This window comes from Castellaniella sp. (assembly GCF_049673105.1).
GTDB lineage: Bacteria > Pseudomonadota > Gammaproteobacteria > Burkholderiales > Burkholderiaceae_B > Castellaniella.
This window is the reverse complement of the sequence record NZ_JBATXG010000032.1, coordinates 1-17,839: the sequence shown is the minus strand read 5'-3', so window position 1 is coordinate 17,839 and position 17,839 is coordinate 1. Positions and strand designations below refer to the sequence as shown.

The window sequence follows — 17,839 nt, the reverse complement described above, 5'->3', positions numbered from 1 at the left end:
AGTGCACTAAAATAGACGGGACAACCAAACCGCCATCATGACACATCCAGGCCCTGTTTCGCCATGACCGACCTGCCCACCGCCCGTATCGCTCCCAGCCTGCTGTCCGCCGATTTCGCCCGTTTGGGCGAGGAAGTCGCCGCCGTCGTGGCCGCCGGCGCCGACTGGATCCATTTCGACGTCATGGACAACCACTTTGTCCCCAACCTGACGATGGGCCCCATGGTCTGCGCGGCGCTGCGGCCTCATACACAAGCGCCCATCGACGTGCACCTGATGGTCGAACCCGTCGACGCGCTGGTGCCCGCTTTTGCCAAGGCCGGGGCCAACATCATCAGTTTCCACCCCGAAGCCTCGCGCCACGTGGACCGCACCCTGGCCCTGATCCGCGATCACGGCTGCCAGGCAGGATTGGTCTTCAACCCGGCCACCCCGCTAGACTGGATGGATCATGTCATGGACCGACTGGATCTGGTCCTGCTGATGTCGGTCAATCCGGGCTTCGGCGGGCAATCCTTCATCCCCCACACCCTGCAGAAACTGCAGCAGGCGCGCGCGCGCATCGACCGCTGGCAAACCCTGGGGGGCCAGGCCATCACCCTGGAAGTCGACGGCGGGGTCAAGGCCGACAACATCGCCGATATCCGCGCCGCGGGGGCCGATGCCTTCGTGGCTGGTTCTGCGATTTTCGGCCAGCCGGATTACACCCGGGTGATCGCCCAACTGCGCCAGGGCATCGCCCAGGGCGACGCCTTGCGACGCACCTCGGCCCCCTAAGATGAAACCGTTTCCAGCACAGTGGCCTGATCACGGCACAGCAGGGCTGGAAATGCTACCATTGGCCGATTTGACGCATCGACTCTTTTAGCAGCCTCATGCACTTTGCCGGAATACTCTTTGACCTGGATGGCACCTTGGTGGATAGCATCCCCGATTTGGCGGATGCCGCCAACGCCATGCGCCAGGACATGAACCTCCCCCCGCTCCCTGAAGCCCTGCTGGCGACCTTCGTCGGCAAAGGCGTCGAGCAACTGGTCATCCGCACGCTCAGCCACGATGGGCAAGCCCCCAGCGTCGAACAGGTGATGCGCGGCCTGGCCCGCTATCAGGATCACTACCGTGTCCTCAATGGTCGCCACAGCCAGCTGTACCCAGGCGTGCTGGCGGGGCTGGAAGCTTTCCGCAGTCAGGGCGCACGGCTGGCCGTCGTCACCAACAAAGATTCGCAATTCACCATCCCCCTGCTGCAACACATGGGTCTGGACACGTACTTCGATGTCGTGGTCAGCGGCGACACCTGCGAACGCAAAAAACCGGATCCGCTCCCGCTGCTCCATGCCTGCGATCTGCTGGGCATCCAGCCCTCGCAAGCCCTGTTCATCGGCGACTCCATCAATGACGCGCTGGCCGCCCAGGCAGCCAATATGCGCGCGCTGGCCCTGCCCTATGGCTACAACGAAGGCCAGCCCGTGCAGAGCCTGCCGGTGGATGCTATAGTGGATTCCCTTGTCGAAGCCGCCCAGTGGGCCGCCGACCAAACCGCACAATTCGCATGAACAGCTTTCGCTATTACCCGACCACCACCCGCGCCACCTGGCGCTGGTGGTGTTGGCGTTCCGGGTAATGGCATCCCGGGTGGCACCGATATGTTGCGCCACCCTCTTTCGACAGCCCGGACCTTCGATTGGCCGGGCTTTTTTGTCTCGGCTGCCCTTATCCTAAAAGACCGCTATGACAGAAATCGAATTCAATGCACTGGCCGCCCAAGGCTACAACCGCATTCCGCTCATTGCGGAAACTTACGCCGATCTGGATACGCCGCTGGCGATCTACCTGAAACTGGCCCACGCCGGCCCAGAAGCCGGGCGCAACAGCTGCCTGCTGGAATCCGTGGTCGGCGGCGAACGTTTCGGGCGCTATTCCTTCATCGGGCTGCCCGCCAAGACCCTGATCCGCGCCACCGGCACCACGACCGAAGTCGTGCGCCAGGGCCAGGTGGTGGAAACCCACGAAGGCGACCCGCTGACCTTCATCGAATCTTTCCAGCAACGCTTCCGCGTGGCGCTACGCCCCGGCATGCCGCGCTTTGCAGGCGGCCTGGCGGGTTATTTCGGCTATGACACGGTACGCCACATCGAACCGCGCCTGGGTCCCTGCGTCAAACCCCGGCCCGCCGGCCAGCAGCCGGGCACCCCCGACATCATGCTGCTGCAGGTCGATGAGCTCGTCATCGTCGACAATCTGGCAGGCCGCACCTACCTGATCGTCTATGCCGACCCGGCGCAGCCCGAAGCCTACGCCCTGGCCCGCCGCCGCCTGAAAGCTCTGCGCGAAAAACTGCGCACGCCGGTCGTCATTCCGTATGCCTACGCCAGCATGCAGACCCCTACCGAGCGCGATTTCAAAAAAGAAGACTACATCGCCGCCGTATTGAAAGCCAAGGAATACATCGCTGCGGGCGATCTGATGCAGGTGCAGGTCGGCCAGGTGATCGCCAAGCCCTTCCGCGACTCGCCCCTGTCACTGTACCGGGCGCTGCGGTCCCTGAATCCGTCCCCCTACATGTATTACTGGAATTTCGATACCTTCCATGTGGTAGGGGCCTCGCCGGAAATCCTGGTGCGCAAGGACCGTGAAGTGGAAGACGGCGAAAGCCGGGAAATGGTCACCATCCGCCCCCTGGCGGGCACCCGTAAACGCGGCGCCACCCAGGAAGACGATCAGCGCCTGGAACAGGAACTGCTGGCCGACCCCAAGGAACGCGCCGAACACGTCATGCTGATCGACCTGGCACGCAATGATATTGGCCGCGTCGCCAAGACCGGCTCGGTCGAAGTCACCGACACCATGACGATCGAGCGCTATTCCCACGTCATGCATCTGGTGTCCAATGTCTGCGGCGAACTGAACGACGGCATGAGCAACATCGACGTGCTGCGGGCGACGTTCCCCGCCGGTACCCTGACGGGCGCGCCAAAAGTCCGCGCCATGGAAATCATCGACGAGCTGGAACCGGTGCGTCGAGGCATCTACGGCGGGGCAGCCGGTTATCTCAGCTACGGCGGTGAAATGGATCTGGCCATTGCGATTCGCACCGGTGTCATCCGCGACGGCATGCTGTACGTGCAGGCCGCCGCCGGCATCGTCGCCGATTCGGACCCCGAAAAGGAATGGCAGGAAACCGAGGCCAAGGCCCGCGCTCTGCTGCGCGCGGCGGAACAGGTGCAGTTCGGGCTGGACGAACCCATCTGATCGCACCCTGAACACAGCAACCCTTCGCCGCGCAGTCTGCCGACTGCGCGGCTTTGTTTTGGGTGACTTTTGGGTGGCGCCGCCCGCCTATTATGAAACCAATCGTTTCATGTGATAATCCACCCGTTCTCCTGCCCGCGAGATCCTCTTGACGCGCTTCTATTCCCTGGGCCTGTGCGCCCTGCTGTGCGCGTCCATTCCAGCCCTGGCCTCCCCCCTCGCCCGCAGCGATGATGGCGGCAACTTATACAAGGCCAGCGATCCCGGCATTGCCTCTTGCGTGTCGGACGACAGCGGCCTGGAGACCTGCACCTTGAGCGGCGAAGCTCTGCCAGGGAAGGCAGACGACGGCGCCTCATCCCAGAGGCGCATCCATGGCAGAGACCGTTTTCACAGCGCCGCCCACGGGTACATGACCATACATGGGGATCTCGAGGGTGGCCGGAGCTTCGCCGGCGACGCAGCCGGCAATCGCATCGTCCTGAGCGATGCGCCCGACATCCCGAACAACCCGCAGCACAGCGGCGCCCATCCGGACCGCAACACCCTCCTGGAACAGAGCAAGGCCCCCGTCGAAAGTCGCGCCAGCACCCTGGCGCTGATCTCGCAGGCCGGCGATCTGGTCAGTGGCGCCGGCATGGCGCGCGCCCAGGCCGCCACCGAGGGCGTCCGCGACACCATGACCTTCGGCGCCACCACAGAGGATAGTTCCCGCTACCATAGCGGCTCGCACATCGACGCCGACAGCCTGAACCTGCTGATCGGCGCAGCCAGACGCTTCCCCGCCGTCACCGGCCAGTGGATGGCCGGCGTGTTCGTGGAAGGCGGCTATGGCAGCTACGACACCCGCAATGACTTCTCCAGCTCGCCCACCGTGCTGGGTTCCGGCGCCAGCCATTACTTTGGCGGCGGCCTGCTGCTGCGCCGCGACTGGGCAGGCGCCGGGCAGGCAGGCCCTTATATCGAAGGTTCGCTGCGGGCGGGCCAGATGGCCTCGGATTGGGACAGCGGCGACATGATCGGCAGCGATGAGGATGCGTCCTACGACACGTCCGCGCTGTACTACGGCGCCCACCTGGGCGCGGGCTACATCCTGCCGCTGAGTGACGAGACCTCGCTGGATGCGCACGTCAAAGGCTTCTGGACACACCAGAACGGCGATTCCGTCATGATCGCAGACGATCCCTATGACTTCAAGGCAACGGATTCCTTCCGCACCCGCCTGGGCCTGCGGCTGAACCATACTCTGACCGAACAGATCACCGGTTACGTCGGCGCAGCCTGGGAACATGAATTCGACGGCCAGGCGCGCGCTACGGCCCACGGCATGGATACTCCGTCGCCCAGCCTGAAAGGCGATACTGGCGTGTTCGAGATCGGCTTCGACATCAAGCCCAAGACCGACGGACCGCTGACGATGGGCCTGAGCATGCAAACCTATACCGGCGTGCGCGAAGGCTTCGGCGGTACCGCCAGGCTGATCTGGCTATTCTGAAAATTGCCGGACAGCGCTTAAGACTGAACGAGCGAGTCCCGCGTGATATCGGCAATGGTGCGCGCGCCGGTCAGCGTCATGGCCACGCGCATTTCCTTCTCGATCAGGTCCAGCAGATTCGCCACCCCGGCCTGGCCGTCTGTCGCCAGGGCATACAACCAGGCGCGCCCCAGCAGCACCGTGTCCGCGCCCAGGGCCAGCATGCGCACCACGTCCAGCCCGGTGCGCACACCCGAATCGGCCAGCACGGTGATCTGCCCTTTGACCGCGTCCGCGATCGCCGGCAGCGCGCGAGCCGTGGACAGTACACCGTCCAGCTGGCGACCACCGTGATTGGACACCACGATCCCATCAGCGCCAAAGCGCACCGCTTCGCGAGCGTCTTCCGGATCCAGGATACCCTTGATCACCATCGGCCCCTTCCAGAAATCACGGATCCACTGCAGATCCTTCCAGGAAATCGAGGGATCGAAATTATTTCCCAACCACCCGATGTAGTCTTCCAGGCCGGTGGGCTTGCCCAGATATTTGGACACATTGCCCAGATCGTGCGGTCGCCCCCACAGACCCACATCCCAGGCCCAACGCGGGTGCAGCACCGCCTGCACATAGCGGCGCCAGGCGGCGTAGGGGCCGCTCATGCCGGCGTGCGCATCGCGATAGCGCGCCCCCGGCACCGGCATGTCCACCGTGAACACCAGGGTGGACACGCCCGCGGCCTGGGCGCGTTCCAGCACGCTTTTCATGAAACCGCGATCCTTGAGCACATACAGCTGGAACCACATCGGGCGGCTGATGGCGGGCGTGACTTCTTCGATCGGGCAGACCGACACCGTGGACATGGTGAAGGGAATGCCATGCGCATCGGCAGCCCGCGCCGCCTGGACCTCGCCCCGGCGGGCGTACATGCCCGTCAGGCCGACCGGGGCCAAGGCGACCGGCATGGCCAGCGTCTCGCCAAACAGCCGAGTCGTCAGATCCAGTTGCGACATATCGTTCAGCACCCGCTGACGCAACGCCACCCCGGACAGATCGCTGACGTTGTGCTGCAGCGTATATTCAGCATACGCCCCGCCATCGGCATAATGAAACAAAAAGGGCGGCAGGCGGCGCTGGGCGGCAGCGCGATAATCAGTGGACGCGGAAATGATCATATGGACTCAACTCAATCTGAAAACGCACATGAAGCGTGTTTCCACAAACTGCACGATGTTTGGTGTGGCGGCTCATTCGCGCCCAAAGAACGCTATGTAGATCAATAAAATTATAGAAATCAGCTATTTACCCGGTCAAGCAAGAATATTTCCACTGACACTGGAAAAAATTTCCACCCGGCGATTAAATATCCCCTTCCACATACTGGCGTTTTCCCCTGCTCGACAGCCCCCCGGTCGTCACGGTAGAATCCTGACATGATTTCTCACGCGACTGCTCACGTATCCACTTGGTGGCGCCTCTCTTAGGGGCGGCATCCTCATGCGTGTTTTTCGCACTTTGCCGTCGTTCTGGCTGGCAAAGCATTTTCTCCCCTCTGTCTCCAGCACGGCGGTTTCTGACCAAGGAAAGGCTTGATCATGAAGCTTCTGATGCTCGACAATTACGATTCCTTCACCTACAACCTGGTCCAATACTTCGGTGAGCTGGGCGCGCAGGTCGATGTGGTGCGCAACGACCAGATCGACCTGGCCGGCGTGGAATCCCTGAACCCGGATCGCATCTGCGTCTCGCCTGGCCCCTGCACCCCCGCCGAGGCCGGCATTTCCATCGAACTGATCCGGCACTTTGCCGGTCGCAAGCCCATTCTGGGGGTCTGCCTGGGGCACCAGGCCATCGGCGCCGCCTTCGGCGGCGACATCATCCGCGCCCAGACCCTCATGCACGGCAAAGTATCCGCCATCACGCACACCGGCACCGACGTGTTCACCGGCCTGCCCTCGCCTTTCGACGTCACGCGTTACCATTCCCTGGCCATCGACCGCAACACTCTGCCCGACTGCCTGACCGTCACAGCCGAAACCGCCGACGGGGAAATCATGGGGGTCGCGCACAAGACCCTGCCCATCTACGGGGTGCAATTCCATCCGGAATCCATCCTCAGCGAACATGGTCACGCACTGCTGCGCAATTTCCTGAACCTCTGATACCAGACCCCTTAAGGAACCCCGTCATGCCACCGATCACCCCCAACGAAGCCCTGGTCCGCTGCATCGAGCATCGTGAAATCTTCCACGACGAGATGCTGGAACTGATGCGCGCGCTGATGCGCGGGGAAATGTCCCCGCAGCTCGCCAGCGCCCTGCTGCTGGGCCTGCGCGTCAAAAAAGAAACCGTGGGCGAAATTACCGCCGCCGCCCAGGTCATGCGGGAATTCGCCCTGGGCGTCACCACGCCCTACCCGCAGGACCTGCTGGATATGTGCGGCACGGGCGGCGACGGCTCGCACACCTTCAATATTTCCACCGCCGCCATGTTCGTGGCCGCCGCAGGCGGGGTCAAGATCGCCAAACACGGCAACCGCAGCGCCTCGTCCTCGTCGGGCAGCGCGGACGTGCTGGAAGCCCTGGGCATCCGCATTTCGGCCACCCCCGAACAGGTCGCCGAATCGATCGACGCCACCGGCATCGGCTTCATGTTCGCCCCGGCCCACCACGGCGCCATGAAAAACGTCGCCGCCGTGCGCCGCGAACTGGGGGTGCGCACCATCTTCAACATCCTGGGTCCCCTGACCAATCCCGCCGGCGCCGAAAACCAACTGATGGGCGTCTTTCACCCGGACCTGGTGGGCATCCAGGTGCGGGTGCTGCAGCGCCTGGGATCGCGTCACGTGCTGGTCGTGCACGGCAAGGACGGCATGGACGAGGCTTCTCTGGGCGCCGCCACCCTGATCGGCGAACTGAAAGACGGCGAAGTACGGGAATACGAAATTCACCCGGAAGACTTCGGCATGGCCATGGTGTCCAACCGCAGCATCAAGGTCTCCAATCGCGAGGAATCCGCGCAGCTGGTCCACGCCGCCCTGAACAACGCCGCCGGCGCCGCGCGCGACATTGTCATATTGAATGCCGGCTTGGCCCTGTATGCTGGCAACCAGGCCGACTCCATCGCACACGGCATCTCCCGCGCAGCGGAACTCATCGCCTCGGGCGCCGCCCGCGACAAGCTGGAACAATTCCGTCAGTACACGCAAAGGTTTGCATCATGAGCGACATTCTCAAACAGATCCTGGACACCAAGCGCATCGAAGTCGCCACGGCCCGGCAGATGCGCAGCGAGTCCGAACTGCTGCGCGAAGCCCGCAGCCGCAAGGATATCCGGGGCTTCGTTCGCGCCATCGAAGACAAGATCGCCCAGGGCAAGCCCGCCGTGATCGCCGAAATCAAAAAAGCATCCCCGTCCAAAGGCGTGATCCGCGCCGACTTCCATCCCAGCGAGATCGCGGCCAGCTATGCGTGCCACGGCGCCGCGTGCCTGTCGGTCCTGACCGACGTGCAGTATTTCCAGGGCGGCTACGATCACCTGCGCCAGGCCCGCGCCGCCTGCAGCCTGCCGGTTCTGCGCAAAGACTTCCTGATCGATCCCTATCAGGTCATCCACGCCCGCGCGCTGGGCGCCGACTGCGTGCTGCTGATCGCCGCCGCCCTGGAAGCCGCCCAGATGCGTGACCTGGAAGCCGTCGCCATCGAACTGGGCATGGATGTCCTGGTCGAAATCCACGACCGCAACGAATTGGACGCCGCCCTGACGCTGCAAACACCGCTGCTGGGCATCAACAACCGCAACCTGCGCACCTTTCACACCAGCCTGGACACCACGCTGGCCATGCTGAAAGACCTGCCCGAAGGCAAGCGCGTCGTCACCGAAAGCGGCATCCTGCAACCAGCGGACGTCGACACGATGCGCGAACACGGCGTCCAGGCCTTTCTGGTGGGCGAGGCCTTCATGCGGGCCGAAGACCCCGGCACCGCTTTGCACGAGCTGTTTTTCAAACGGCCCTAAGGCGTGCTCCGGCGCCCGCCGGTTCCCCCTCTGCCCCCCCGATGCACACCATGACGCCTGCCCTGACCCAGCCCGATCCCGCCTGCCCGCTCTGCGGCCCCGCGCCCGCCAATATCCTATGGGAAGACGCGCAACAACGCGTGATCCACGTGGGCGACAGCCCGTTCCCAGGCTATATCCGCGTCATCTGGCGCACCCATGCCGCCGAAATGACCGACCTGTCAGCCGCCGAACGCGACCGCCTGATGCAGACGGTCTACCAGATCGAGTCCCTGCAGCGCCGCATCCTGCAACCCGACAAGATCAACCTGGCCAGCCTGGGCAATCAGGTGCCGCATCTGCACTGGCACCTGATTCCCCGCTGGCGCGCGGACCCGTGCTTCCCGGATGCCATCTGGGCCTCAGCCAGTCAGAACCCAGACCGCTTGGCGGTCTGGCGGCAGCAGGTGGACGAGATCCGCGCCCGCGTTCCCGCCCTACGCCATGCCATTGCAGACGCGCTGGGCGCCGCCTGAACCCGACGAATACACGCTCCATTGCCCGAGCGCGCACCTGCTGCGCCCCGTGCGATGTTCTTCCCCATGAACCGCTTGCCCCTGATGTGCCGTCCCATGCCTGACCCTCACTCGACACCCCACGCTGACCCAGCCCCCGCCACCCTGGCGAGATCCCTGAAAAACCGCCACATCCAGATGATCGCGTTGGGGGGCGCCATCGGCACCGGCCTGTTCTACGGCTCGGCGGCCTCCATCCAGATGGTCGGCCCCGGCATCATCCTGTCTTACCTGATCGGCGGGCTGATGATCTACCTGATCATGCGCATGCTGGGAGAAATGTCCACCCAGGAACCCGTTTCCGGCGCCTTCAGCCATTTCGCCTACCGCTATTGGGGCGGCTTCGCGGGCTTTCTGTCGGGCTGGAACTATTGGCTGCTCTATGTGCTGGTCAGCATGGCCGAACTGTCGGTCGTCGGCATTTACGTCAACTACTGGCTGCCGGATTTCCCCGCCTGGGCCAGCGCCCTGATCGTGCTGCTGAGCATCACCGCCCTGAACCTGCTGAACGTCCGCCTGTACGGCGAAAGCGAATTCTGGCTAGCCTTCATCAAGATCGCGGCCATCATCGGCATGATCGTCCTGGGGCTGGTGCTGATTCTCCTGGGTCGCGATCAGCAAGCCAGTGGCCTGAGCAATCTATGGATCCACGGCGGCTTCCTGCCCAACGGCATCCACGGCTTGCTGCTGTCGCTGGTGGTGGTGATGTTTTCCTTTGGCGGCACCGAGCTGATCGGCATCACCGCCGGCGAAGCCGACGACCCGCGACGCAGCATCCCCAAGGCCATCAATCAGGTACTGTGGCGCATTCTGCTGTTCTACGTGGGCGCACTGACGGTGCTGGTGATTCTGTATCCCTGGAACCATATCGGCGATCAGGGCAGCCCTTTCGTGCTGATATTCTCGAACCTGGGTATCCCGGCGGCGCCCCACATTCTGAATCTGGTGGTGCTGACCGCCGCGATTTCGGTCTACAACAGCGGCATGTACAGCAATGGCCGGATGCTCTACAGCCTGGCGCAACAGGGCAATGCCCCGCGCATCTTCCTGCGGCTAAGCGCCAAACACGTGCCGTGGGTGGGCGTCCTGTTTTCCTCGGCCTGCACGCTGGTGATCGTGGTGATCAATTTCCTGGTGCCGGAAGGCGCATTCATGCGGATCATGGCGGTGGCCACTGCGGCAGCCGCGACCACCTGGATGATGATCGTACTGGTGCACTTACGGTTTCGACGGGCGCACAACACGGCAGAACTGCATTTCCTGGCGCCTGGCTTCCCTTGGGTGAACTATCTGTGCGCGGCGTTTCTGGTCGGCCTGGTCGCGCTGATGACGCAGCTGGACAGCACCCGACTGGCAGTCTATGTGCTGCCGGTGTGGCTGCTGGTGCTGTATGTGGGATATCGCTTGCGCACCAGCCTGAACCACCCCAGCGGTGCGGGAAGGACTGCCGGCGCGCCCAGTCGGACGGCGCCGGATGCTTCTGAAGGGAGAGCGGGGGAAGTCGGCGGGCGTGTCTGAGGAGCGAAGCGACGAGTTCGCCCGCCGCCCGCTCTGACGAAGAAGATCCGGGAAGTCCGGCCAAAGGCCGGACCGCCGTCTGGGGCACACCGGCAGCCCTTCCCGCACCCCTGCGCATGAAGCAAACACAGCCCGCAAAAAACCAAACCCCAAACGCAAAAAGGGGCGCCCCAAAGAGCACCCCTTTTTCATCACAACCGATCAACAATCGATCAGTGCGACGTCCGTTTCTGGCTGAATTTCCGAGCGGCGGCAGCCTGAGCAGCCAGCATCGCCAGTTCGGCTTCCACGACAGCCATGTCGGCCTTGTCCTTCGTGTTGCGCAGGGCTTCCTCGGCGCGCTCACGCGCCTTGACTGCCTTGGCCTCGTCCAGATCCGCAGCACGGATTGCCGTATCGGACAGCACCGTCACCGAATTCGGCTGAACTTCCAGAATGCCGCCGGCTACGAAGATGTTTTCTTCCGTGCCGTCGTCACGCTTGATCTTCAGCGTACCCGGACGGATGCGTGAAATCAGGGGAGTATGCCCCGGCAAGATGCCGAGGTCGCCGGATTCTCCGGGCAGGGCAACGAACGTTGCCTCGCCCGAATAAATCGAGGCCTCCGCACTGACCACTTCGATGTGAAGAGTCGCCATGTGCAATCCTTATTGGAGGGTTTTGGCCTTTTCAAAGGCCTCGTCGATGCCGCCCACCATGTAGAAGGCCTGTTCCGGCAGCGCATCGCACTCGCCGTCGACAATCATCTTGAAGCCGCGCAGGGTTTCGGTCAGCGGCACGTATTTACCCGGCGAACCCGTGAAGACCTCGGCCACGTGGAAAGGCTGCGACAGGAAACGCTGGATCTTACGAGCGCGGGCCACAGCCTGCTTGTCTTCGGGAGACAGCTCGTCCATACCCAGAATCGCGATAATGTCACGCAGTTCCTTGTAGCGCTGCAGCGTCTGCTGTACACCACGGGCGATGTTGTAGTGTTCCTCGCCCACGATCTGCGGATCCAGCTGACGGCTGGTGGAATCCAGCGGGTCGACGGCCGGGTAGATACCCAGGGCGGCGATGTCACGCGACAGCACCACGGTCGAGTCCAGGTGCAGGAAGGTCGTGGCAGGCGACGGGTCGGTCAAGTCATCGGCAGGCACATACACGGCCTGGATGGACGTGATGGAACCGGTCTTGGTGGACGTGATCCGTTCCTGCAGTTTGCCCATTTCCTCGGCCAGCGTCGGCTGATAGCCCACGGCGGAAGGCATACGGCCCAGCAGAGCGGACACTTCGGTACCGGCCAGCGTATAGCGGTAGATGTTGTCCACGAAGAACAGCACGTCGCGGCCTTCGTCGCGGAAGGATTCCGCCATCGTCAGACCGGACAGCGCCACGCGCAGACGGTTGCCGGGAGGCTCGTTCATCTGACCGAACACCATGGCGACCTTGGATTCGGCCAGGTTGTCGAGCTTGATGACGCCGGCATCCGACATTTCGTGATAGAAGTCGTTGCCTTCGCGGGTGCGTTCACCCACGCCGGCGAACACCGACAGACCGCTGTGGGCCTTGGCGATGTTGTTGATCAGTTCCAGCATGTTCACGGTCTTGCCCACGCCGGCACCGCCGAACAGGCCGACCTTGCCGCCCTTGGCGAACGGGCAGACCAAATCGATGACCTTGATGCCGGTTTCCAGCAGTTCCACCGAGGGCGACAGTTCGTCGAATTTCGGGGCCGGCTGGTGAATGGCGCGCTTTTCATCGGACTGGATGGCGCCGCGCTCGTCGATGGGGCGGCCCAGCACGTCCATGATGCGGCCCAGGGTGCCCTGGCCGACCGGCACCGAAATCGGGGCGCCGGTGCCGGCCACGGACATGCCGCGGCGCAGGCCGTCGGACGAACCCATGGCAATGGTGCGCACCACGCCGTCGCCCAGCTGCTGCTGGACTTCGAACGTCAGACCTTTTTCCGCGAAAGCGGAGGACTCGTCAGTCAAGGTGAGCGCGTCGTAGATGTTGGGGATGCTGTCGCGGGGGAACTGAATGTCCACCACTGCGCCGATGCACTGAACGATAGTACCGTTGCTCATGTTTAGTCCTATAGATTCTGGGGTTGACCTGGCGTGCGTCGATCAGACCGCCGCAGCGCCGCCCACGATTTCCGAAATTTCCTTGGTGATGGCCGCCTGACGGGTCTTGTTGTAGACCAGCTGGAGGTCGCCGATGACTTTCTTGGCGTTGTCGGAGGCCGCTTTCATGGCTACCATCCGCGCAGACTGCTCGCTCGCCATGTTTTCCGCCACGGCCTGGTACACCAAGCCTTCGACATATCGCATCAGCAGATCGTCGATGACAGTCTGGGAATCCGGCTCGTACAGGTAATCCCAACCGTACTGCGTATCCAGCGAGTCGTCTTCTTGTTCGCCCGCCTGGAACGGATCGCTCAGCCCCGAAGGCAGCGGCAACAGACGGATGAAACTGGGGTCCTGCTTCATCGTGTTGATGAAGCGGCTGGTCGCCAGATAAACCGCGTCGACCTTGCCATCGATGAAGTCATCGATCTGGGCCTTGATGGCGCCGATCAGCCGTTCCAGGTTGGGAGCATCGCCCAGCTGGACTTCCGAAGACACCACGTTGACGCCCACCCGATTGAGCAGGCTCAGGCCCTTGGAGCCCAGCGCTGTCGCCTGGACGCGCACGCCTTGCTGTTCGAATTCCTTGATTCGCGCCAATGCCAGGCGCGAGATGTTGGTATTCAAACCGCCGCACAGACCTTTGTCGGTCGTGACCAGCACGACGCCGACAGCCGACAGCTTCGGACGTTCCACCATGTACGGGTGGGTGTAGTCCGGGTTCGCCTGCATCAGGTGCGCGGCAATCGCACGGACCTTGGTGGCGTAGGGACGACCAGCCCGCATGCGATCCTGCGCTTTGCGCATTTTCGATGCGGCGACCATTTCCATCGCCTTGGTGATCTTGCTCGTGTTTTGCACGCTCTTGATCTTGGTTCGAATTTCCTTGATTCCGGCCATTCCACTATTTCCTTGGGCTGACCAGGGCGCCTGTCAGCGCCCCGGATGCAACTTAAAACGTGCCGTGCTTCTTGAACTCTTGGATTGCGGCGCCCAGTGCGGCGTCGTCTTCCTTGGACAGTTCCTTCACGTCTTCGATGCGCTGGATCAGGGCTTCGTGCTTGGACTTCAGGAAGTCCTTCAGGGCCTTTTCGAACGACAGCACCTGAGCGACTTCCAGGTCGTCCAGATGACCGTTGTTGACTGCGTACAGAGCAACGGCCAGTTCCCAGACCTGCTGCGGCTGGTACTGAGGCTGCTTCAGCAGTTCGACCACGCGCTTGCCGCGTTCCAGCTGGCGACGGGTGGCGTCGTCCAGATCGGAGGCGAACTGCGCGAAGGCAGCCAATTCACGATACTGAGCCAAGTCGGTACGAATACCGCCGGACAGCTTCTTCACGACCTTGGTCTGAGCCGAGCCACCCACGCGCGACACCGAGATACCGGCGTTGATGGCGGGGCGGATACCGGCGTTGAACAAGTCGGTTTCCAGGAAGATCTGGCCGTCGGTAATCGAGATGACGTTGGTCGGCACGAAAGCGGACACGTCGCCGGCCTGCGTTTCGATGATCGGCAGCGCCGTCAGCGAACCGGTCTTGCCCTTGACGGCGCCGTTCGTGAACTGTTCGACATAGTGTTCGTTGACACGAGCCGCGCGTTCCAGCAGGCGGGAGTGCAGGTAGAACACGTCGCCGGGGTAGGCTTCGCGCCCAGGCGGGCGGCGCAGCAGCAGCGAGACCTGGCGATAGGCCCAGGCTTGCTTGGTCAGATCGTCATAGACGATCAGCGCGTCTTCGCCGCGATCGCGGAAGTATTCGCCCATGGTGCAGCCGGAATACGCAGCCAGATACTGCATAGCGGCGGAATCAGAGGCGGCAGCGGCCACGACAATGGTGTATTCCAGCGCGCCGTGCTCTTCCAGTTTGCGCACCACGTTGTTGATCGTGGAGGCTTTCTGGCCGATGGCGACGTAGACGCAGGTAACGCCCTTGCCTTTCTGGTTGATGATGGTGTCGACGGCCACGGCGGTCTTGCCGGTCTGACGGTCACCGATGATCAGTTCGCGCTGACCGCGACCAATCGGCACCATCGAGTCGATGGCCTTTTGGCCGGTCTGCAGCGGCTGAGACACGGATTGACGTGCGATCACGCCCGGCGCGACCTTTTCGATCACGTCGGTTTCCTTGGCATTGATCGGGCCCTTGCCGTCGATCGGAGTGCCCAGGGCATCGACCACGCGGCCTTTCAGTTCGGGGCCGACCGGCACGGCAAGAATCTTGCCCGTGGTCTTGACCGAATCGCCTTCGGACACGCCGACGTAATCACCCAGCACCACGGCGCCGACGGAGTCGCGCTCGAGGTTCAGGGCCAGGCCGAAGCGGTTGTTGGGGAATTCGAGCATTTCGCCCTGCATCACATCGGACAAACCGTGGATGCGGGTGATACCGTCGGTCACGGACACCACCGTGCCCTGCGTGCGGACATCGGTGGACGCGCCCAGGCCTTCGATGCGGCTCTTCAGCAGTTCGCTGATCTCGGACGGGTTAAGTTGCATGGTAAGACTCCTGGAATCCTGTTGTGTGGCCCGCCGTCATGCGGCCAGCGTATCGCGCAGACTGGCCAGACGGGCCTGCACGGAAGTGTCAAGCACATGATCGCCGACGGCGACGCGCACCCCGCCGATCAGTTCCGGATCAACCGTCACCTGCGACTTGAGTTTGAGGCCGAACTTGCGCTCCAGACCCTGCAGCAGACTGGACACCTGCGCATCATCCAGCGGGAAGGCGCTGGTAATCCGGGCCAAGGCCGTGCCTTCGACCCGGTTACGCAAGAGTTCGAATTGTTCCGCCACCTGCGGCAGCACCTGGACCCGGCCGTTTTCGACGACCAGCTCCACCAGATTGGCGGCCTGAGGCGGCAACTGCTGGGGCACCAGACTGGTCAGCAGCTGAACGCGTTGTGCATTGTTCAGGCGCGGATCGCCCAGGGTTTCCAGCACATCGGGCAGGCTGGAAACCTGTGCCAGCAGGGACAGCACGCCAGACCATGATTCAAGACCCTGCGCGTCGTTGCGCACAGCCTCGAACAGGGCTTCGGCGTAAGGCCGCGCGATTGTAGATAGTTCAGCCATGACCCGCCCCGATCAGAGTTGTGCCTGGAGCTGATCCAGCAGATCAGCATGCGCCTTGGCGTCGACTTCGCGGCGCAGGATCTGTTCAGCACCCTGCACAGCCAGCGCGGCGACTTCAGCACGCAAAGTTTCACGTGCGCGCTGCGCTTCTTGGGCCGCATCCTGCCGAGCCTGAGCAACGATGCGGGCCTTTTCGGCTTCCGCTTCGCGGCGGGCTTCGTCAATCAGCATGGCTGCCTGCTTTTCAGCTTCGGCCAAACGGGCATGATTGTCCGTTTTGGATGCCGCTTCGATCAGGCTGACACGAGCCTGCGCCTGGGCGAGATCAGCCTTGCCCTTTTCGGCGGCAGCCAGACCGTCGGCGATTTTCTGGCGACGATCATCGATTGCCTTCGTCAGGGGCGGCCAGATGAATTTCATCGTAAACCAGCCCAGAACGAAAAACACGATCATCTGGAAAAAGAGAGTCGCGTTTAAATTCACGGTCGTTTCCCTAATTTACCCACTCGTGCCTTGTGGCGAACCCACAAGGCACCAAACCTGGCTGCCCGCCCTCTGAAACAGTGGTCGGCTCAGCCCCTGGCCTGCCCAGGCAGGCCTGCGCGATCAGCCGACGAACGGGTTGGCGAACGCGAACAGCATGGCCAGACCCACGCCGATCAGGAAGGCGGCGTCAATCAGACCAACCAACAGGAACATCTTGGTTTGCAGGGTGTTCATCAGTTCGGGCTGGCGTGCGGAGGCTTCGAGGTATTTGCCACCCATCAGGCCGATACCGATGCAAGCACCGATGGCGCCCAGACCGATGATCAAACCGCAAGCCAGAGCAACGAATGCAACGTTGGTCATAACAACTCCTTGGTAAGTAAACGTTGTTTAGTCAGAAAACAAAATCAGAAATTAGTGGCCTTCGTGCGCCAACCCGATATACACCAGAGTCAGCATCATGAAGATGTATGCCTGCAGCAGCACGATCAGGATATGGAAGATCGCCCACGCCGAGCCGGCCAGCACGTGCCCGAATGCCAGGCTGATGCTGGTCGCATCCGCCCCCACCCAGGCCCCCCCCAGCAAGGCGATCAGCATGAACAGCAGTTCGCCCGCATACATATTGCCGAACAGCCGCATGCCCAGAGAGACGGTCTTGGCGACGTATTCGATGAGATTGAGCAGCAGATTGAACGGGGACAGCACCAGGGCGCCCACACCATGCGCGTGAAACGGCGCGGTGAAGAGTTCTTTGACGAAGCCGCTCACGTGCTTCATTTTGATGCCGTAATACAGAGTCAGCAGCAGCACGCCCAGCGACATGCCCATGGGGATGTTCAGGTCGGCGGTGGGCAGGATGCGGTGATAGTACAGGGGATCGGAATGATCGGCGCCCAGGCCGACCATGCGGAAGATCCAGCCCACCAGATCCACAGGGATCAGGTCCAGCGTATTCATCAGGGTGATCCACAGGAATACGGTCAGGGCCAGAGGCGCTGCGTACAAGCGGGATTTTTCATTGGGGACGATGTTCTTGGCTTCTTCGTAGACCATGCCCACCAGCATTTCCACGGACATCTGGAAACGACCGGGAACGTCGGTCGTGGCACGCCGGGCGGCACGCCACAGGAAGTAGATGACAATGGCCCCCGTCAGGATGGACCAGAACAGGGAGTCGTAGTTCACGACGCCGAAGTTGGCAATGATGTCCTGCTTGTGCCCGAGGTTATTCAGGTGCACCAAATGGTGTTGAATGTATTCGGACTGAGGCGTCGTTACTGCGTCGGTCATCGGTAAGCCCTTCAAACGTAATCAAATCATGGCAGGCGGCGCAAGGCCAGCAACACCACATACC

The 17,839-nt window shown here is 62.5% G+C and carries 18 protein-coding genes; 9 read left to right on the top strand and 9 right to left on the bottom strand.

Annotation, left to right across the window (positions count from 1 at the left end; all coding sequences use genetic code 11):
* The first annotated feature begins 63 nt into the window (after positions 1 to 63).
* The 4 genes from rpe (at position 64) to WBF69_RS11810 (ending at position 4,747) form a co-directional block, all read left to right on the top strand.
* Positions 64 to 777, top strand: coding sequence for a ribulose-phosphate 3-epimerase (gene rpe / locus WBF69_RS11825; protein ID WP_424264345.1), 714 nt, complete (start codon positions 64 to 66; stop codon positions 775 to 777).
* 98 nt (positions 778 to 875) lie between these two features.
* A complete protein-coding gene (locus WBF69_RS11820; RefSeq protein ID WP_424264344.1) occupies positions 876 to 1,556 on the top strand; it encodes a phosphoglycolate phosphatase in 681 nt (226 codons plus the stop codon).
* A gap of 175 nt (positions 1,557 to 1,731) precedes the next feature.
* Complete coding sequence (gene trpE / locus WBF69_RS11815) at positions 1,732 to 3,252, top strand: anthranilate synthase component I (protein ID WP_424264343.1); 1,521 nt, start codon at positions 1,732 to 1,734, stop codon at positions 3,250 to 3,252.
* A 148-nt stretch (positions 3,253 to 3,400) separates the two neighbouring features.
* A complete protein-coding gene (locus tag WBF69_RS11810) occupies positions 3,401 to 4,747 on the top strand; it encodes an autotransporter outer membrane beta-barrel domain-containing protein (RefSeq protein ID WP_424264342.1) in 1,347 nt (448 codons plus the stop codon).
* A gap of 17 nt (positions 4,748 to 4,764) precedes the next feature.
* Here the strand turns inward: WBF69_RS11810 and lldD are convergent, their stop codons facing one another.
* Positions 4,765 to 5,901, bottom strand: a complete 1,137-nt coding sequence (lldD, locus tag WBF69_RS11805; protein ID WP_424264341.1) for an FMN-dependent L-lactate dehydrogenase LldD — start codon at positions 5,899 to 5,901, stop codon at positions 4,765 to 4,767.
* Positions 5,902 to 6,321: 420 nt separating this feature from the next.
* On the opposite strand from lldD, the gene WBF69_RS11800 reads away from it, so the two are divergent.
* The 5 genes from WBF69_RS11800 (at position 6,322) to WBF69_RS11780 (ending at position 10,815) form a co-directional block, all read left to right on the top strand.
* A complete protein-coding gene (locus WBF69_RS11800; RefSeq protein ID WP_424264339.1) occupies positions 6,322 to 6,888 on the top strand; it encodes an anthranilate synthase component II in 567 nt (188 codons plus the stop codon).
* Positions 6,889 to 6,914: 26 nt separating this feature from the next.
* Positions 6,915 to 7,949, top strand: coding sequence for an anthranilate phosphoribosyltransferase (gene trpD, locus WBF69_RS11795; RefSeq protein WP_424264338.1), 1,035 nt, complete (start codon positions 6,915 to 6,917; stop codon positions 7,947 to 7,949).
* Positions 7,946 to 8,743 carry an indole-3-glycerol phosphate synthase TrpC gene (trpC, locus tag WBF69_RS11790; protein WP_424264337.1) on the top strand — a complete coding sequence of 266 codons (798 nt, stop codon included), beginning with the start codon at positions 7,946 to 7,948 and terminating at the stop codon, positions 8,741 to 8,743. Before trpD ends, trpC begins: the two co-directional genes overlap by 4 nt.
* A 50-nt stretch (positions 8,744 to 8,793) precedes the next feature.
* Positions 8,794 to 9,258 (top strand): HIT family protein, encoded by a 465-nt coding sequence (locus WBF69_RS11785; protein WP_424264336.1) that lies wholly within the window; start codon positions 8,794 to 8,796, stop codon positions 9,256 to 9,258.
* 96 nt (positions 9,259 to 9,354) lie between these two features.
* Positions 9,355 to 10,815 carry an amino acid permease gene (locus WBF69_RS11780; RefSeq protein ID WP_424264335.1) on the top strand — a complete coding sequence of 487 codons (1,461 nt, stop codon included), beginning with the start codon at positions 9,355 to 9,357 and terminating at the stop codon, positions 10,813 to 10,815.
* Between the two features lie 212 nt (positions 10,816 to 11,027).
* On the opposite strand, the gene WBF69_RS11775 is transcribed toward WBF69_RS11780, so the two are convergent.
* From WBF69_RS11775 to atpB, 8 genes are all read right to left on the bottom strand, one after another.
* Positions 11,028 to 11,453 (bottom strand): F0F1 ATP synthase subunit epsilon, encoded by a 426-nt coding sequence (locus tag WBF69_RS11775; RefSeq protein WP_424264334.1) that lies wholly within the window; start codon positions 11,451 to 11,453, stop codon positions 11,028 to 11,030.
* A gap of 9 nt (positions 11,454 to 11,462) precedes the next feature.
* Positions 11,463 to 12,884, bottom strand: coding sequence for a F0F1 ATP synthase subunit beta (gene atpD, locus WBF69_RS11770; protein ID WP_424264333.1), 1,422 nt, complete (start codon positions 12,882 to 12,884; stop codon positions 11,463 to 11,465).
* A 42-nt stretch (positions 12,885 to 12,926) separates the two neighbouring features.
* A complete protein-coding gene (atpG, locus tag WBF69_RS11765) occupies positions 12,927 to 13,826 on the bottom strand; it encodes a F0F1 ATP synthase subunit gamma (protein WP_424264332.1) in 900 nt (299 codons plus the stop codon).
* A 52-nt stretch (positions 13,827 to 13,878) separates the two neighbouring features.
* Positions 13,879 to 15,420 (bottom strand): F0F1 ATP synthase subunit alpha, encoded by a 1,542-nt coding sequence (gene atpA / locus WBF69_RS11760; RefSeq protein WP_424264331.1) that lies wholly within the window; start codon positions 15,418 to 15,420, stop codon positions 13,879 to 13,881.
* 36 nt (positions 15,421 to 15,456) lie between these two features.
* Entirely contained in the window at positions 15,457 to 15,996 is a 540-nt protein-coding gene (locus WBF69_RS11755; RefSeq protein WP_424264330.1) for a F0F1 ATP synthase subunit delta, read from the bottom strand.
* A gap of 12 nt (positions 15,997 to 16,008) precedes the next feature.
* Positions 16,009 to 16,479 carry a F0F1 ATP synthase subunit B gene (locus WBF69_RS11750; protein ID WP_424264329.1) on the bottom strand — a complete coding sequence of 157 codons (471 nt, stop codon included), beginning with the start codon at positions 16,477 to 16,479 and terminating at the stop codon, positions 16,009 to 16,011.
* 123 nt (positions 16,480 to 16,602) lie between these two features.
* On the bottom strand, positions 16,603 to 16,845 hold the full coding sequence (gene atpE / locus WBF69_RS11745) for a F0F1 ATP synthase subunit C (protein WP_298014239.1): 243 nt from the start codon (positions 16,843 to 16,845) through the stop codon (positions 16,603 to 16,605).
* Between the two features lie 51 nt (positions 16,846 to 16,896).
* Positions 16,897 to 17,775 (bottom strand): F0F1 ATP synthase subunit A, encoded by an 879-nt coding sequence (atpB, locus tag WBF69_RS11740; protein ID WP_424264328.1) that lies wholly within the window; start codon positions 17,773 to 17,775, stop codon positions 16,897 to 16,899.
* Positions 17,776 to 17,839: the final 64 nt, after the last annotated feature.

Bases quoted from the DNA above. Each gene is read 5' to 3' on its own strand.
- rpe (WP_424264345.1), top strand. From the start codon at position 64: ATGACCGACCTGCCCACCGCCCGTATCGCTCCCAGCCTGCTGTCCGCC.
- WBF69_RS11820 (WP_424264344.1), top strand. From the start codon at position 876: ATGCACTTTGCCGGAATACTCTTTGACCTGGATGGCACCTTGGTGGAT.
- trpE (WP_424264343.1), top strand. From the start codon at position 1,732: ATGACAGAAATCGAATTCAATGCACTGGCCGCCCAAGGCTACAACCGC.
- lldD (WP_424264341.1), bottom strand. From the start codon at position 5,901: ATGATCATTTCCGCGTCCACTGATTATCGCGCTGCCGCCCAGCGCCGC.
- WBF69_RS11800 (WP_424264339.1), top strand. From the start codon at position 6,322: ATGAAGCTTCTGATGCTCGACAATTACGATTCCTTCACCTACAACCTG.
- trpD (WP_424264338.1), top strand. From the start codon at position 6,915: ATGCCACCGATCACCCCCAACGAAGCCCTGGTCCGCTGCATCGAGCAT.
- trpC (WP_424264337.1), top strand. From the start codon at position 7,946: ATGAGCGACATTCTCAAACAGATCCTGGACACCAAGCGCATCGAAGTC.
- WBF69_RS11785 (WP_424264336.1), top strand. From the start codon at position 8,794: ATGACGCCTGCCCTGACCCAGCCCGATCCCGCCTGCCCGCTCTGCGGC.
- WBF69_RS11780 (WP_424264335.1), top strand. From the start codon at position 9,355: ATGCCTGACCCTCACTCGACACCCCACGCTGACCCAGCCCCCGCCACC.
- WBF69_RS11775 (WP_424264334.1), bottom strand. From the start codon at position 11,453: ATGGCGACTCTTCACATCGAAGTGGTCAGTGCGGAGGCCTCGATTTAT.
- atpD (WP_424264333.1), bottom strand. From the start codon at position 12,884: ATGAGCAACGGTACTATCGTTCAGTGCATCGGCGCAGTGGTGGACATT.
- atpG (WP_424264332.1), bottom strand. From the start codon at position 13,826: ATGGCCGGAATCAAGGAAATTCGAACCAAGATCAAGAGCGTGCAAAAC.
- atpA (WP_424264331.1), bottom strand. From the start codon at position 15,420: ATGCAACTTAACCCGTCCGAGATCAGCGAACTGCTGAAGAGCCGCATC.
- WBF69_RS11755 (WP_424264330.1), bottom strand. From the start codon at position 15,996: ATGGCTGAACTATCTACAATCGCGCGGCCTTACGCCGAAGCCCTGTTC.
- atpE (WP_298014239.1), bottom strand. From the start codon at position 16,845: ATGACCAACGTTGCATTCGTTGCTCTGGCTTGCGGTTTGATCATCGGT.
- atpB (WP_424264328.1), bottom strand. From the start codon at position 17,775: ATGACCGACGCAGTAACGACGCCTCAGTCCGAATACATTCAACACCAT.